Source organism: Methylobacterium sp. WL7 (assembly GCF_008040085.1).
In the GTDB taxonomy this organism is placed as follows: Bacteria; Pseudomonadota; Alphaproteobacteria; order Rhizobiales; family Beijerinckiaceae; genus Methylobacterium; species Methylobacterium mesophilicum.
Window position 1 is genome coordinate 54,814 of record NZ_VRVG01000014.1, and the last position, 15,983, is coordinate 70,796.

Sequence of the window (15,983 nt, forward strand, 5' to 3'; positions counted from 1 at the left end):
ACCCGAGCTTGGCGGGGAACTTTTCAGCCGGACGCGCTTATGCCCAGCAAATAGACCCGTTAGGCGAAGCGTTGAGCACGCTGCGTCGGACTGTTGCCCATAAGACGTGCAAACGATTGATAAAACGGCACATCATGGCGGTGCATTTTTGCAACGCACGTTGGCGAAGGCTCCTTAATCCGCGGGCGATGGGCGATACGGTGGCTTAAAGCCTCCGTTGAACCCCGTTGCATCGGGCGCCCACCCCGCCATTCCGGGGGCCGCCCTCGCCGCGCGGATCGAAAGAGGAGCCGTTCCGCGCCGTGACCTCATCCCCCATGCGGCCGGATCAGACCCTCTTGCGCCACCGAGGCGACGAGGTTGCCGGCGCGGTCGAAGATCTCCCCACGGGCGAAGCCGCGGGCACCGCCGGCGGCCGGGCTGTCCTGGGCGTAGAGCAGCCAGTCGTCGACCCGGACCGGGCGGTGGAACCACAGGGCGTGGTCGAGGCTCGCCGCCTGGATGTCGGGATCGAACACCGAGCTGGCATGCGGGATCAGCGACACGTCGAGCAGGGTCATGTCGGAGGCGTAGGCCAGCACCGCCCGGTGCAGGGCCGGGTCGTCCGGCAGGGCCGAGGCCGCCCGCAGCCAGACGTTGAACACGGGATCGGGGCGCGACCCGTCCTTGCGGCGGGCGGTGTAGCGGTCGAGGTCCACGGGGCGCAGCTCGATCGGGCGCTCGCGGCCGAAATAGGCGGCGACCGCCTCGGGCATGCCGGAGGCGCCGGCGGCCGCCAGCGCCTTGCCGTCGAGGAGGCCGTCCGGCCCGGCCACGGCCGGCCTGCCGGGCTGGTGCTCGAACCCGCCCTCGGAGACCTGGTAGGAGATCGTGGTGGCGAAGATCGCCCGCCCGTGCTGGATCGCCTTGACCCGCCGGGTGGTGAAGCTGCGCCCGTCGCGGATGCGCTCGACCTCGTAGACGATCGGCGCGCGGGGATCGCCCGGGAGCATGAAATAGGCGTGGAGCGAATGGGCCGGCCGGTCGTCCGGCACCGTGCGGGTGGCGGCCACCAGGGCCTGGGCCACCACCTGGCCCCCAAACACCCGGCGCCAGCCGGTCTTGGGGTTCTGGCCGCGGAATAGATCGACCTCGAGACGCTCGAGGTCGAGGATGGCGATGAGCTCGGCGACCGCGTCGGTCATCGCGTCGGTGGTGGCGTCGGTCATGAGTCGCGGGGTTTCCGTTCGTCGTCCAAACGCGACATAGGCCTTTCGGGCGGAGCGATCCACGCGCTCGGCCCCCAGATCGGAGATCCGTGACGATGACGGCCCAGACGCCCCGCCCCGGCAGCCGCAGCCTCCTGATCGCCGGCGGCGGCCTCGCCAGCCTCGCCCTGGCCTTCGCACTCAAGCAGGCCCACGGGCCGGCTCTCGCCGTGACCGTGATCGACCCGCACGGTGCCGATCCCGCCCGGCACCGCGGCCGCGCCTACGCGCTGGCGGCGGGCGGGCGGCGGATGCTGACGCAGCTCGGGCTGTGGGAGCGCATCGCGGCCGCCGCCGAGCCGGTCGCCGAGATGGTGATCTCCGACAGCCGGCTCGCAGACCCGGTGCGGCCGGTGTTCCTGACCTTCGGACGGGAGGAGGAGGACCAGGCCGACCGGGCGGTGGGCGAGCCCTTCGCCCACATGGTCGAGGCCGAGCCCCTGGCGCGGGCGCTGTCCGAGGCCTGCCGGGACGGGGGCGTCGCGATCGTCACGGGGGGCGTGGTGCGGGCGGTGCCGGAGGGCGCGGCGATCCGAGCGGAGTTGACCACGGGCGAGAGCCTCCGGGCCGACCTGCTGGTGGCCGCCGACGGGGCGCGCTCGCGCCTGCGGGAGGCGGCGCGGATCGGCTGGGTCGGCTGGTCCTATCCGCAGGTCGGGATCGTCGCCACGATCGGGCATGCCCGGCCGCACCAGGGCCGAGCCTTCGAGCATTTCCTGCCCGCCGGCCCCTTCGCGATCCTGCCCCTGCGGGATGGCGGGTCGCTCGGCCACCGCTCCTCGATCGTCTGGACCGAGCGGGCCGACGAGGCCGACGCGCTGCTTTCGGGCGAGCCCGACGCGGTGCTGGCCGAGATCGAGCGCCGGTTCACCCTGGATTTGGGCGCGCTGGCCCTGGAGCACGGGCCGAGCCGGCACCCGCTGGCCTTCGGCATCGCCCGGGCGTTCCGGGCGGAGCGGCTGGCGCTGCTCGGCGATTCGGCCCACGTCATCCACCCGATCGCCGGGCAGGGCCTCAATCTCGGCCTGGCGGACGCCGCGGCTTTGGCCGAAGCGGTGACCGGCGCCCTGCGGCTCGGGCTCGATCCCGGCAGCCCGGACGTGCTGCGGGCCTACGAGCGCGCCCGCCGGTTCGACAGCTTCGCCATGGCGGCGGCCACCGACGGGCTGAACCGGCTGTTCTCCAACGACGCCCTGCCGCTGCGGCTCGCCCGCGACCTCGGCCTCGGGATCGTCGACCGCCTGCCCGGTCTCAAGCGGTTCTTCATCGGCGAGGCCGCGGCCTCCCGGGGCACGCGGCCCAGGCTGATGCGGGGGGAGGCGCTGTGAGGGATTGCATGCCAACGGGTCTGCGGTTCGACAACAGGCGCCGTCCAGACATGACACGCGCGCCGTCGCTCCCGAAGTTCTGATGCTCGCAGGTCGGCATCTGTGAGGCGCAACACGCCCCCTCTCCCGTGCGGGAGAGGGTTGGGGTGAGGGACCAGGTCTCTTCGGAGAGGTCGCACCCCTCACCCTGTCCCTCTCCCGCACGGGAGAGGGGACCCGCGCTTCGTGCGACACCTTTTGGCTTCGCTACCCGATCAATGAGGAGGAGCGGCGCACGGTCTCGAGCTTGGCAGGCTCAGGCCGTCTGCCCTGCTCTTCGCTCGCTCACCCACCGCGCCGCGTCGGCCCGGGGGGCGACCACGTCGGTGTCGGTGCGCAGCTGCGGGCTGTAGGCCGGGTCGTCGGTCAGCACGTCGTGCCAGCGGCGCAGGAAACGGGAGATCTGGGAGCCCGGGGCGAAGCTGGTCTGCCGCGAGGCGCTCTCGTGGTGCGCCATCTCGGCGAACGGCGTGTAGACGATGCGGTAGCCGAGCATCCGCAGCTTGAAGCACAGGTCGACGTCGTTGAAGTCGAGGGCGAAGCTCTCGTCGAAGCCGTTCACCGCTTCCAGCACCGCCTTGCGCGTGGCGAACAGCGCGCCCGTCACCGACGAGCAGTCGCGATGCGCCAGCGCCCAGTCGCCGTAGGTCGGCTCGGCCGCGTCGCGGTTGTACCAGGGATGGGCGCAGACATCGAAGATGCCGCCGAACATGCCGGCATGCTGGATCTTGCCGCTCGGGAACAGCAGCCGCCCGCCGACGCCGCCGACGCCGCGGTCGAGCGCGAAGGTCAGCAGCGCCTCGATCCAGCCGGGGCGGCGCACCACGAGGTCGTCGTTCATCAGGATGACGAGGTCGGTCTCGGCGGCGCGCCAGAGGGTATTCATCTTGGCCGCGTAGTTGAACGGCGCGCCCTCGGGCCGCGTGGTGAGCAGGCGGGTCACCGCGAACCGGTCGGAGCGGCCCCGGTAGATCGCGTCGTCGGTCTTGTCGTCGCCGATCAGCACCCGGATCCGGTCCGCCGGGTAGCTGCTGCGGGCGAGGCTGTCGAGGAAGGTGATGACGTGCGGCTTGGCGCCCGCGATCGGGCTCCCGTCCTCGTTCCGGGGCCGGGTCTGGGCGGTGGGCACCACCAGGGTCACGACTGGGCGCGCATCGAGGCTGCGGCGGATCTCCAGCGTGTCCGGAGTCAGGCCGGGGGCGGTGCGCAGGGACGCGCCCGAGCCCTGGAACCAGCGGTCGAGCACGTCGGCGCGGGCGGCGCGCTTCGCCTTCGGGCGGGCGAGCGGCGAGGCGATCAGCGTCTGCGGGATCCGGTCGATGCCGACGCCCGCCGAGAGCGCGTCGAGCAGCAGCCGGAACCAGGCGGCGTTGCCGGTACGCCGGCCGAAATCCGGGGTCAGGCCTGCCAGGGCCGAGACGCGGATCACCAGCGGGAAGCCGATATAGTCGTCGGCCATGAGGAGTGCCGGGTTGAAGGCCGGCTTGCAATGGACGCTGCGGACCTGGCCCGCGCCGTCCACCACGGCGTCGTCGCCGTAGAAGATGCCGATATCCGGCCGCTCGGCCATGGCGGCCAGGATCGGCGCGAACAGGTCCGGGTGCAGTTCGGACGCCGCAGGGGCCACGAACACGGCCCGGCAGGCGGGAAGCTGGCCGGCGGCGACCTGGCCGAGCTTGCGCTCGTCGACCGGGTGGAAGCGCTCGTCGAGGGGCAGCGGCAGGATCGCGTCCGGCCAGGCGCGCGCGCTCCAGGAGGCCGACGGGGCCGGGACCGGCTTCTTGTTCAACACGGATCGCGTCTCCCGGGCGTCAATTGCGTTCGGCTGCGAGGAGCCGGCTGACGCTCGCCTCCATGGCGGCGGCCACCGCGCCGATCGACAGGCGCTCGCGGATCCGGGCGCGGGCGGCGGCGCCGATCCGCGCGGCGTCGCCGCTGGTCACCGCCCGGGCGGCGTCGGTGAGCGCGCGGGCGAGGTCGTCCTCGTCCACCTGCCCCCATTCGGCGCCGCGCAGATACGGCCCGTAGGTCTGGTCCAGGGCGGCGATCTCGGCCTTCACCGGGAAGCCGCAGGTGGCGTCGAGGAAATCGCGGCTGCCGCCGTAATCGGTGGCGATCACGACCTTGCCCATCTCCATCGCCTCGGCGATCGTCAGGCCGAAGCCTTCCGAGGAATGCGACGAGGCGTAGACCGCGCAGAGCTCGAACAGGGCGCCGAGTTCGTTCTGGGACAGCGGCTGGTCGATCACCACCACGTCCCCGGCCTTGCCGACGAGGTCGAGCAGCTTCTTGCCCTCGTCGGGCAGGTCGAACACGTGCTTGGTCTTGAGCACGAGCTGCCAGCCGGATTGCGCCAGCGCCGCCGCCCGGAACGCGCGGATCAGCGCGTGCGGGTTCTTGCGGGCGAGGTAGCTCGACCCGTCGAAGGCGTAGAGGATGACGCGTCTGGCCGGGTCGATGGAGAACGCCTTGCGCAGGTTGGCCTTGGCGGCGGCGCTCGCCGGCTCGCCGGGCTCGTTCTCGACCACGTAGGGCACGACATCGACCGGGATGTCGGTGATCTGGCGGAAGATCGCGGCGCAGAACTCGGTCGGCGCCCAGATCGCGTCGAGGCCGTCCACGGTGGGCAGCCAGCCGCCGGGGACGTGCGAGGTCTCCCAGACGAACAGCCCGATCTTGAGCCGGGCGCTCGCGGCGATGCCGAGCTGGCGCTCGCTCATCAGGGAGTGCCAGCTGTCGCCGTTGAAATGCACCAGGGCGACGTCCGGCGCCCCCGAGAAGGTCCGGGCCTGCCAGCCCGGCCCGACCCGGGCATGGACGTGGAACGACCGCTCCATCGGATGCACGTTCAGGGCGAACGGCGCCCGGTGCAGCGCCCGCACGTAGCTGCGGGCCGCGACGCCGAGCCCGTTGGCGTAGTTCATCGGCGAGACGTAGGAGACGCGCAAGGGCCGCTCCGGCGCCTTCGGCCTGCGCAGGTCGGCCCAGATCTTGGGGCCGGGATACGTGAAGGTCTGGTCGAGCCGGTCGAGGTCGAAGCCGCGCTCGCCGATCGCCTCGCGCACCGCCGCGCCACCGATCGCGGCGTGCTCGCCCAGGAGCGAGCGCTTCACGAACGGGAAGCCCTGGGTGAGCATGTTCTCCCAGTCGAACAGGGTGCGGTTGTTGCGCGGGTCGTTGACCAGCGTCATGTGCTTGTTCTGAGCCGAGAACAGGCTGCGCATGCCGAGCCCCGCGGCCCGCATCCGCCCGGAGAAGGTCAGCTCGTACTCGGTGATAACCGTGTTCTTGTCCGGCCAGTTCGCCACCGACTGGATGAAGTGGTTGAACGCGTACGACGACACGCAGCGCTTCTTCAGGGCCAGGAAGAAGCTTTGCAGGTGGTGACTGTAGTAGAAGTTGTCGGCGAGCCCGATCACCGCCTCCGGGTAGGCATCGATCTTCGCCAGCAGCCCGGCGAAGTCGGCGCTGTCGAGGGGGCCGACCAGGCTGTCGTTGGCGAGGTACAGGGTCTCGGAATCGAGCAGGTCGTCGTCCTCCAGGAGGACATGCGCCCAGGCCGCGAAGTCGAATCCGGTGTTCTCGCGCAGGTAGGCCGAGGCGCAGAGCTTCAGGATCGCCTCCGGCACCGCGGTCTTGTGCTGGTTGGCCGCGATGATAAGCACGATGTCGATGCCGTTCTCGGCAAACGCCCGCAGGTAGGGCTCGACATGGCCGCGGATGCGCCCCTCCGGCGCGTGGGTGATGAACAGGGCGGTGCGGCCGTGCCGGCGCGGCTCCCGCTTCAGGCAGGACAGCCGGGCGTCGGCGGCCTCCGGGACCGCGGTACCGGCGACCCGGCGGGTCAGCCGGCCGGCCTCAAGCCCGGTCGTGACGTAATCGACCAGGGGGTTGAGCCCGAGCGCCGCGACGCGGGGGTAGCGGGCGAGGTACCAGGGCGCGTCGAAGCGCGGGGACGGGCTCGTGCGCCGGCCGTTATCGGACAGGAAATGCGCGAGCGGATTAGCCTCCGTCGCGTCGTCGGCGAGATAGGTCTTGGTGTACCAGCGCGTGTCGAACCAGGGGCCGGGATCGAGTCCCTCCCGGGCGCCATGCTCCAGGAAGTGCACCAGCGGGTTGAGGCTGTCGGCGCGCACCGACGCCGACTGCGCGGCGTACCAATCGGGGTCGAACAGGGGATGCGGGGCGTAGCGGCGGTAGCCGCCGGCCATCACGTAATGCTCCAGCGGCTCGAGCCCGCTGGTCTCGGCCTCGGGGCAGCGCCCGCGGTAGAACTCGGCGTCGAAGATCCCGGAGCGGCGGATCAGGTCGACGTGCCGCGACAGCCCGGCGAATTCCTCGGGGTTGCGCAGGTAGCCCTGCTTCCGCCCGGTCTCGAAATAGTGACTGAGCGCGATGCCGCCCGCCTCCCGGGCATCCGGGTAGCGCGACCGGTACCAGGCGGAATCGAACAGCGGCGACGGGTCGGTGTCGGGGCTCTTCAGGAAGTGGAAGAACGCCCGGGCGCGGGCGTCGGCGCCGCCGAGATAGCGCTGCGCGTACCAGTCCGGGTCGAACAGCGGGTTGGGGGCGATGCCGGCGTCGGCGCCGCGCTCGACGTAGTGGATCAGCGGGTTCACGCCCTCGGCGCGCAGGCCCGGGACGGCGTCGAGGTAGCGGTCGCCGTGGAACAGCGGCGACGGCCAGCGGCCCTCGCGCCCGCCATGCACCGCATAGTGCACGAGCGGGTCGATCCCCTCGCCGACCACGTCGGGATAGCGCCGCCCGTACCAGGCCGGATCGAACAGGCCCGAGGCCTTCACGGCCGCCACGAGATCCGCCTGCCGGGGCTCGCTCGTCCGCCGCCGCTTCAGGCGCCGGGCCAGCGGGCGCGTGAGGGACCGCGCGGGCCCGGCGACGAACACATCTCGAAGGCGCATGGTGTGTACCGGATACGCGGGAGGCCCGCTGTGCTGCCTACGCCGCAATCCGCGAGAGACATCAGGAGGTTCAGCCGGTCGCCCCGGCCTCGCGCGCCTTCCTACTGGTCCGGCTCGCCCGCGCCAAGGGCCAGGACAGGTTGGGCCAGGACAGGTTCACCGAGCCGGCAGCGGCATCGCGGCGGAGCCGACGGATGCCGGAGCGCGTGCTAGAGGGGGCGCCGTCGATCCAGTCGGCACGGCCGCAGCGGCCGCCCCCGCCCCGTGCCGCAACCCAGGGAGCCTACCTTTATGAGTGAACGCATCATCCTCCGCGCCGGCGAGGCGCTCGTGGCGGGCGGCCCGCCGAACACCGCGTCCGAGCCGGAGGTCATCATCGGCGAGCTGGACGGTCCGGTCGGCACCGCGATCGCGACGCTAACGGGCGACCAGGTGGTCGGCCACAGCCGCGTCTTCGCGCTCCTCAACACCGACATCATGGTCCGGCCGGTGACGCTCTGCGTCTCCAAGGTCAGCGTGACCGAGAGCAAGTACACCTCGATCCTGATGGGCACGGTGCAGTTCGCCATCGCCAACGGCGTGCTCGACGCCGTGCGGGCGGGCTACATCCCCAAGGAGAAGGCCAACGACCTCGGCATCATCTGCTCGGTCTGGCTCAGCCCCGGCGTGATCCAGGCCGAGACGGTGGATCACAAGGCGCTTTTCGAGATCCAGCGCAAGGGCATGACCGAGGCGATCCGCAAGGCCATGACCAACGAGCCGTCGATCGACTGGCTGCTCGAGAACCAGGACAAAATCGTGCACAAGTATTACACGATGGGTCTCGAAGGTAAGATCTGACCCGCATCCTGAAACAAGCGTGCCCGGGAGCGGTGGAGGACCGAACGACTTCGCTCCCGGGCACCGGCCGGCGCCAAAAAACGCAAGGGTGCGCGGCTGCCCGGAGGCGGCGCCCCCGAGGCTGGCACCCGAAGTTGCATTGCCTCGCGGATCCGACCGCGAATCGGCGTGCGGCGATCCCGACCTTGCCAGCCCGGTGCGAACGGCCCCACATTGACCGGATGACCGGCGGGGCGCCTCGGGTGCCCTGCACAGGAGACGGACAACGGCATGACGCAGGCGATCAGCCCGGCCACCAGCCTCGACGACGGCATCGTGGCCACCGCGGAGAGCTGCCTCGCCGCCGTGGGTCAGGCCCGGGACGCGATCCACGGGGTGATCTTCGGCCAGGAGAAGGTCGTCGACCTCGCCCTGGTGACGATCCTGGCCGGCGGCCACGGCCTCCTCGTCGGCCTGCCGGGTCTCGCCAAGACCAAGCTGGTGGAGACGCTGGGCACGGTGCTGGGCCTCGACGCGCGGCGCGTACAGTTCACCCCCGACCTGATGCCGTCCGACATCCTCGGCACCGAGATCCTCGAGGAGGATGCCGAGCGCCGCCGGGCGTTCCGGTTCGTGCAGGGGCCGGTCTTCACCCAGCTCCTGATGGCCGACGAGATCAACCGGGCGAGCCCGCGGACGCAATCGGCCCTGCTCCAGGCGATGCAGGAGGGCCACGTCTCGGTGGCCGGCGCCCGCCACGACCTGCCGCGGCCGTTCCACGTGCTCGCCACCCAGAACCCGATCGAGCAGGAGGGTACCTACCCGCTGCCCGAGGCGCAGCTCGACCGGTTCCTGCTGGAGATCGACGTCGGCTATCCCGACCGCGCCGCCGAGCGCCGCATCCTGATCGAGACCACCGGCATCGACGAGGTGCGCCCGCATGCCGTGATGTCCACCGACCAGTTGCTCACCGCCCAGCGCCTGGTGCGCCGGCTGCCAGTGGGCGAGGCCGTGGTGGAGGCGATCCTCGACCTCGTGCGCGCCGCCCGGCCCGACGGCGGCGACCCGCTGGTGAAGGACAAGCTGCTCTGGGGTCCCGGCCCCCGCGCCAGCCAGGCGCTGACGCTCGCGGCCCGCGCCCGGGCCCTGATCGAGGGCCGGGTCGCGCCCTCCGTGGCCGACGTGAAGGCCCTGGCCGAGCCGGTGCTCAAGCACCGGATGGCGCTCAGCTACACCGCCCGCGCCGACGGCGAGACGATCGAGGGCTTGATCGGCAAGCTCGCCGAGAAGCTTTAGCCTTGGTCGGGACACACGCCCTCGACTCCGAACGGCGCACCCCCGGCAGGCGCGAGAGCGAGGGCGCGACGGCCCTCTCCGAAAGGATGCCCCGCCTCGTGCTGGAGGCGCGGCGGGTGTCGAGCCTCCTGGCCCACGGCCTGCACGGCCGCCGCCGGGCCGGTCCGGGCGAGAGCTTCTGGCAGTTCCGCCCCTTCGTCACCGGCGAGGCTGCGGCGCGGGTCGACTGGCGCCGCTCGGCCCGGGACGACCGGCTCTACGTGCGCGAGCGGGAATGGGAGGCGGCCCACAATATCTGGCTGTGGATGGACCGCTCCGCCTCGATGGGGTTTTCGTCCGACCTGGCCTCGGCGTCGAAGGTCGAGCGGGCCCTGGTCCTCGGGCTCGCGCTCGCCGACGCCTTCGTGGAGGGCGGCGAGCGGGTCGGGCTTCTGGGGCTGACCCGGGCGACGGCATCGCGGGGCATCGTCGAACGGATGATCCAGGCGCTGGTCGCCGACAAGGCCGGCCTGGAGCAGGACCTGCCGCCCCGGGCGAGCCCGGCGCGCTTCGACGAGGTCGTGCTGATCGGCGACTTCCTCACCGATCCGAGCCGGATCGCGACCGCAATCCAGGCCCTGGCCGGACGGGGCAGCCGCGGCCACCTGCTGATGGTCGTGGATCCGATCGAGGAGACCTTCCCGTTCTCGGGCCAGGCCGTGCTGCACGATCTCGAAGGCGGGCTCAGCCTCGATATCGGCGATGCCGGCGCCTGGGGCGACCGCTACCGCGCCCGCATCGCCGAGCACCGCGCCGCCCTGCAGGCGATCGCCCGCCAGCAGGGCTGGACGCTCACCATCCACCGCACCGACCGCCCGGCGAGCGAGGCGGCCCTGCGGCTCGCCACGCTGATCGCCGCGCGCGGCCCGGAGTGAGGCCGCCATGCTCGGTCTGACCTTCGCGGCGCCCCTGGCGCTCGCCGCCCTGATCGGCCTGCCGGCGCTGTGGTTCCTGCTGCGGGTGACGCCGCCGCGCCCCAGGCGGATCGACTTCCCGCCGCTCAAGCTCGTCGCCGACCTGATCCCGCAGCGGCAGACGCCCGCGCGCACCCCGCCCTGGCTGCTGCTGCTGCGCCTGCTGATCGCCGCCGCCCTGATCCTGGCGGTGGCCGGCCCGGTCTGGAATCCCGGCGGCGTCGGGGCCGGCGGCGGGCGCAGCGCGCTCCTCGTGCTCCTCGACAACGGCTTCCCGGCCGCCCACGACTGGCGCGACCGGCTGCGGGTCGCCACCGACGCCGTCGAGGGCGCGGCCCGGGACGGCCGGCCCGTGGCGGTGATCGGCCTGGCCGAGCCGCCCGCGGCCTTCGAGGCCAAGACCCCGGCAGCCGCCCTGGAACGCCTGCGCGCCCTGGCGCCCCGCCCGATCCTGCCGACGCGGGACGCGCATCTCGCCAGCATCGGGACGTTCCTGGAGAAGAACCGCGGCGCCGGCCTCGTCTGGATCAGCGACGGCGTCGCCGGGGCGAGCGACGAGCGCTTCGCCAAGGGCCTGGCCGACCTCGTCGGCGGCAGCGGCGCCGCCCTGACGGTGCTGCGCGCCGACAGGCCGCCGGCCCTGGCGCTCACCGCCTCCGAGACCGGCGGCACCCTCACGGCCCGGGCCCTGCGCGCCGCCCCGAACGGGCGCGACGCCGGCGTGATCCGGGCGCTCGACCAGAAGGGCCTGCCGCTGGCCGAGCGCGACATCGCGTTCGCGGCCGACGCCACCGAGGCGACGGCGACGTTCGAGATGCCCGTGGAGCTGCGCAACAGCATCAGCCGCCTGGAGATCGCAGGGGAGCGCTCGGCCGGGGCCGTGGTGCTCCAGGACGAGCGCGGCAAGCGCCGCCGGGTCGGCCTGGTGTTCGGCGGCACCCTCGACCAGGCCCAGCCGCTCCTGGCGCCGACCTACTACCTCGCCCGGGCGCTCCAGCCCTTCGCGGACGTGCAGGAGGCGCGCGGCGCCAAGGGCACCGCGGAATCGATCAACCAGCTCCTCGACAACCAGGTCTCGGTGCTGGTGCTCGCCGATGTCGGCGCGCTCGATGAGAAGACCACCGCCCGGGTCGAGAGCTTCGTGAAGGCCGGCGGCATGCTGCTGCGCTTCGCCGGCCCCCGGCTCGCCGCCGGCAACGACCCGCTCGTGCCGGTCCGCCTGCGCCGGGGCAACCGGACGCTCGGCGGCACGCTGTCCTGGGACAGCCCCAAGACCCTGGCGCCGTTCCCACCCGAGAGCCCCTTCGCCGGCCTGACGCCGCCGGCCGATATCGGCGTGCGCCGCCAGATCCTGGCCGAACCGGACGGCGACCTGCCGAACCGGACCTGGGCCTCCCTGCAGGACGGCACGCCGATCGTCACCGCGCAGAAGCGCGGTCAGGGCACGCTGGTGCTGTTCCACGTCACCGCCGACACGACCTGGTCGAACCTGCCGCTGTCGGGGCTGTTCATCGACATGCTCCGGCGCGTGGTCGGCCTGGCCGGCACCTCGGCGCCCCCCGCGGGCGAGGCGAACCGCGCGTCCGCAATCGTGCTCGCCCCCCGGGCGACGCTGGACGGGTTCGGCGCGCTAGGCTCGCCCCCCGCCTCGGCCACCGCGGTGGCCGCCGATTACGCAGACCGGGGGAATGCCGAGCACCCGCCGGGCTTCTACGGACCGGCGGACGGCGGCATCAGCGTCAACGCCCTCAAGCCCGACGACCGCCTGAAGCCCCTCGATACCGCGGCGCTGGACGGCGCCCGGATCGGAACCCTCGCCGGAGCCGAGACCCTGGACCTGCGCCCGACCCTGTTCACCCTGGCGCTGCTGCTGCTCGCCCTCGACACCCTGGCGGGACTGTGGCTCGGCGGCTTCCTGCGCCGCTCCGCCTGGGCGAGCCGCCTGCGCGGACGCCCGGCGGCGCTGGCCGTCGCGGGCCTCGTGCTGTTCGCCGCCCTGCCGGCGCAGCCGCTGCGCGCCGAGGAGCCCGCGGCCAACCGGCCGAACGGCATCGAATCGGCGCTGGTCACCCGGCTGGCCTACGTGATCACCGGCGACGCCGCCGTTGATGAGGCGAGCCGGACCGGCCTGTCCGGCCTGACCCAGATGCTTGCCTCGCGCACCGCCCTCGAACCGGGCGAGCCCGCCGGGATCGACCCGGCCAAGGACGAGCTCGCCTTCTACCCGCTGATCTACTGGCCGATCGCGCCGTCGCGGCCCCAGCCCTCGGAGACGGCGATCCGCAAGATCGACGCGTTCATGCGCAACGGCGGCACGGTCCTGTTCGATACCCGCGACGCGCTCACGACCCGCCCGGGTGGGCCGCCCTCCCCGGAGGCGGCCTACCTGCGCAAGATGCTGGCGACCCTCGAAGTGCCGGAGCTGGAGCCGGTGCCCCTCGACCACGTCCTGACCAAGGCGTTCTATCTCGTCGACAGCTTCCCCGGCCGCTACGCCACCGGCCAGACCTGGGTCGAGGCACTCCCCCCCGCGGCGGAGGGCGCCGAGCGCCGCCCGGCCCGGGCCGGCGACGGCGTCAGCCCGATCATCATCACCGGCAACGACCTCGCCGCCGCCTGGGCGGTGGGCCGCCGCGGCGAACCGCTCTACCCGGTGGTCGGCGGCGACCAGCGCCAGCGCGAGATGGCCTTCCGGGGCGGCGTCAACATCGTGATCTACACGCTCACCGGAAACTACAAGGCGGACCAGGTCCACGTTCCCGCGCTGCTGGAGCGGCTGGGGCAGTGATTTCTTTGGACACAGTCCCCGGGCAGCGCCTGCTCCCACCAACCCCCCTCATCCTGAGGTGCGGCCGCGCAGCGGGCGCCTCGAAGGAGCCCTCCAGCCGGCCGCGCGATCCCTGGAGCCCTCCTTCGAGGCCGCTGACGCGGCACCTCAGGATGAGGGGGTCTGATGGGCCCATCGCTACATCCCTCACGCCAATCTCGGAGGCTTGCACGCCATGCTGAGCCTCAGCTTCACCCCCCTCCTCCCCTGGCCGGTCCTGGCCGCCCTCGGGCTGATCGTCGTCGTCCTGGCTCTGCTCGCCTTCGTGGCCCGGGGCCGGACCGCTCTGCTGCGCGCGCTGGTGCTTGCCCTGGTTCTGGCGGCGCTCGCCAACCCCGCCCTGGTGCGGGAGGACCGCGAGCCGGTGAAGGACATCGCGGCCATCGTGGTCGACCGCTCCGGTTCGCAGGCGTTGGGCGACCGGCCGCAGATGACCGATGCGGTCCGGGCCGAGCTGCAGCGCCGCTTCGGCGCGCTCACCAACATCGAGCCGCGCTTCATCGACGTGCCCGACGCCAAGGACGGCGACGACGGCACCAAGCTGTTCACGGCGCTGGGCCAGGCTTTGGCCGACGTGCCGCCCGAGCGGCTCGCCGGCATCGTGATGCTCACCGACGGCGTGGTGCACGACATCCCCGCTTCGATGGCGCAACTCGGCATCAAGGCGCCGCTCCACGTCCTCGTCACCGGCCATCCGGACGAGCGCGACCGCCAGATCAAACTCCTGGAGGCGCCGCGCTTCGGCATCGTCGGCAAGGATCTCACGATCCGCGCCGAGGTGATGGAGCGCGGCGGCACCGGCCACGCGGTCGTCACGATCCGCCGCGACGGCGAGGAGATCGGCCGGCGGGACGTACCCACCGACAAGCCGTTCGCGCTGACCACCCGGATCGAGCATGGCGGCCCGAACGTCGTCGAGATCGAGGTCGAGCCGCTGCCGGGCGAACTCACCACGGTCAACAACCGCGCGGTGCTGCCGATCGAGGGCATCCGCGAGAAGCTCCGGGTGCTGCTGGTCTCCGGCGAGCCGCACCAGGGCGAGCGGACCTGGCGCAACCTGCTGAAATCCGACGCCAACGTCGACCTCGTGCACTTCACCATCCTGCGCCCGCCGGAGAAGCAGGACGGCACGCCGATCTCCGAACTGTCGCTGATCGCGTTCCCGACCCGCGAGCTGTTCGTCCAGAAGATCAAGGATTTCGACCTGATCATCTTCGACCGCTACGCCAACCAGAGCGTGCTGCCGCAGGCCTATTTCGACAATATCGTCCGCTACGTCCGCGAGGGCGGGGCGCTCCTCGTCGCCGCCGGCCCCGAATATGCCGGCCCGGCGAGCCTGGCCCGCACCCGGCTCGCCGGCATCCTGCCGGGCGATCCGGACGGGCGCGTGGTCGAGCGCCCCTACAAGGCGACCCCGACGCAGGTCGGCCAGCGCCACCCGGTCACCCGCGATCTGCCGGGCTCGGACGCCAACCCGCCCGCCTGGGGCGACTGGCTGCGCATCGTCCAGGCCCGCACCCGGCCCGGCATCCAGCCGATCCTGTCCGGCGCCGAGGGGCTGCCGCTGCTCGCCCTGTCGCGCGAGGACAAGGGCCGGGTCGCGCTGCTCCTGTCCGACCATACCTGGCTCTGGGCGCGGGGCTATCAGGAGGGCGGCCCCTATCTCGACCTGCTGCGCCGCCTCGCCCATTGGTTGATGAAGGAGCCGGCCCTCGAAGAGGAGGCCCTGCGTGCCCAGACCACCGGCCGCGGCCGCGAGGTGCGGGTCGAGCGGCAGACCATGGCCGAGCAGGTCGAGCCGGTCACCGTCACCGGCCCGACCGGCAAGGTCACGACGCTGACCCTCAAGCCCGGCGAGCCCGGCCTGTTCACCGCCACCTTCGACGCGGAGACCCTGGGGCTGCACACCCTGCGCTCGGGCAACCTCGTGGCCTTCGTCAGCGTCGGCCCCGCCAATCCGCGCGAACTCGCCGACGTGTTCAGCGATACCGAACGCCTGAAGGCGGTGGCCGAAGGCTCCGGCGGCTCGATCCGCCGGGTCGCGGATGCCGGCGGCACCACCCAGGTGCCGCGCCTCGCCACCGTGCGCAGCGGCCGCCTGGCCGGCGGCGACTGGATTGGCTTCCGCCCGAGCGACAGCGCCAACATCCGCGGCGTCGAGGTCTACCCGCTGGCGCTGGGCCTCGCGGCCCTTGCGGCGCTTGCCGCCGCCGTGCTCGCCATGTGGCTGGTCGAGGGCCGCCGCGGGCGTGCGGTTTGAGTTTTTGTTTGTTCGCGTTGGGGGTGGCTCGGCGAGGAGCGTTCCGGGCTGACCCGCATTCAACGGCCGCGACGCCTGCCCTCCCCCCTTTGCGGGCTTGCGGATTCACACATCATGTCGGCAGATTACACGGGAGATACCGCGCCTCTCCCTCCCCCCCTCTGCGGGGCAGGGCTATCGCATTTGGCTGATGAGGCTGAGCAAGTATGTGTCGTTCCATGCGGCGCGCTTGATTTTGGCGCGGATGGATCCCTTCGCGGTGTCGGCGCGCAGGAGGTTGAGAGCGAGGCGGCGC

At 72.3% G+C, this 15,983-nt stretch carries 9 protein-coding genes and 1 pseudogene; 6 read left to right on the forward strand and 4 right to left on the reverse strand.

The window, feature by feature from the left end:
- Positions 1–308: 308 nt before the first annotated feature.
- Positions 309–1,208 carry an acyl-CoA thioesterase II gene (tesB, locus tag FV233_RS06440; protein ID WP_147896974.1) on the reverse strand — a complete coding sequence of 300 codons (900 nt, stop codon included), beginning with the start codon at positions 1,206–1,208 and terminating at the stop codon, positions 309–311.
- 95 nt (positions 1,209–1,303) lie between these two features.
- Between tesB and FV233_RS06445 the strand changes: the two genes are divergently transcribed.
- Positions 1,304–2,575 (forward strand): FAD-dependent monooxygenase, encoded by a 1,272-nt coding sequence (locus FV233_RS06445; protein ID WP_147896975.1) that lies wholly within the window; start codon positions 1,304–1,306, stop codon positions 2,573–2,575.
- 295 nt (positions 2,576–2,870) lie between these two features.
- Here FV233_RS06445 and FV233_RS06450 read toward each other — a convergent pair whose 3' ends face one another.
- Positions 2,871–4,406 (reverse strand): glycosyltransferase, encoded by a 1,536-nt coding sequence (locus FV233_RS06450; RefSeq protein WP_147857160.1) that lies wholly within the window; start codon positions 4,404–4,406, stop codon positions 2,871–2,873.
- A 19-nt stretch (positions 4,407–4,425) separates the two neighbouring features.
- Positions 4,426–7,533: a rhamnan synthesis F family protein gene (locus tag FV233_RS06455; protein WP_147896976.1), complete on the reverse strand. Its 3,108-nt coding sequence runs from the start codon at positions 7,531–7,533 to the stop codon at positions 4,426–4,428.
- A 291-nt stretch (positions 7,534–7,824) separates the two neighbouring features.
- Between FV233_RS06455 and FV233_RS06460 the strand changes: the two genes are divergently transcribed.
- The 5 genes from FV233_RS06460 to FV233_RS06480 all read left to right on the forward strand — a co-directional run bounded on the left by FV233_RS06460 (position 7,825) and on the right by FV233_RS06480 (position 15,688).
- Positions 7,825–8,373: a formaldehyde-activating enzyme gene (locus tag FV233_RS06460; RefSeq protein WP_058192649.1), complete on the forward strand. Its 549-nt coding sequence runs from the start codon at positions 7,825–7,827 to the stop codon at positions 8,371–8,373.
- A gap of 270 nt (positions 8,374–8,643) precedes the next feature.
- On the forward strand, positions 8,644–9,648 hold the full coding sequence (locus FV233_RS06465) for a MoxR family ATPase (RefSeq protein ID WP_147856948.1): 1,005 nt from the start codon (positions 8,644–8,646) through the stop codon (positions 9,646–9,648).
- Between the two features lie 2 nt (positions 9,649–9,650).
- Positions 9,651–10,562, forward strand: coding sequence for a DUF58 domain-containing protein (locus FV233_RS06470; RefSeq protein ID WP_147856947.1), 912 nt, complete (start codon positions 9,651–9,653; stop codon positions 10,560–10,562).
- Between the two features lie 7 nt (positions 10,563–10,569).
- Positions 10,570–13,389 (forward strand): DUF4159 domain-containing protein, encoded by a 2,820-nt coding sequence (locus FV233_RS06475; RefSeq protein ID WP_147896977.1) that lies wholly within the window; start codon positions 10,570–10,572, stop codon positions 13,387–13,389.
- A 214-nt stretch (positions 13,390–13,603) separates the two neighbouring features.
- On the forward strand, positions 13,604–15,688 hold the full coding sequence (locus tag FV233_RS06480) for a hypothetical protein (protein WP_147896978.1): 2,085 nt from the start codon (positions 13,604–13,606) through the stop codon (positions 15,686–15,688).
- 174 nt (positions 15,689–15,862) lie between these two features.
- Here the strand turns inward: FV233_RS06480 and FV233_RS31090 are convergent.
- Positions 15,863–15,983, reverse strand: a pseudogene (locus FV233_RS31090) (ISAs1 family transposase); the annotation flags it as partial.

Excerpts from the sequence above, each read along its gene's own strand:
- tesB (WP_147896974.1), bottom strand. The coding sequence starts at position 1,208 with ATGACCGACGCCACCACCGACGCGATGACCGACGCGGTCGCCGAGCTC.
- FV233_RS06445 (WP_147896975.1), top strand. The coding sequence starts at position 1,304 with ATGACGGCCCAGACGCCCCGCCCCGGCAGCCGCAGCCTCCTGATCGCC.
- FV233_RS06455 (WP_147896976.1), bottom strand. The coding sequence starts at position 7,533 with ATGCGCCTTCGAGATGTGTTCGTCGCCGGGCCCGCGCGGTCCCTCACG.
- FV233_RS06460 (WP_058192649.1), top strand. The coding sequence starts at position 7,825 with ATGAGTGAACGCATCATCCTCCGCGCCGGCGAGGCGCTCGTGGCGGGC.
- FV233_RS06465 (WP_147856948.1), top strand. The coding sequence starts at position 8,644 with ATGACGCAGGCGATCAGCCCGGCCACCAGCCTCGACGACGGCATCGTG.
- FV233_RS06475 (WP_147896977.1), top strand. The coding sequence starts at position 10,570 with ATGCTCGGTCTGACCTTCGCGGCGCCCCTGGCGCTCGCCGCCCTGATC.
- FV233_RS06480 (WP_147896978.1), top strand. The coding sequence starts at position 13,604 with ATGCTGAGCCTCAGCTTCACCCCCCTCCTCCCCTGGCCGGTCCTGGCC.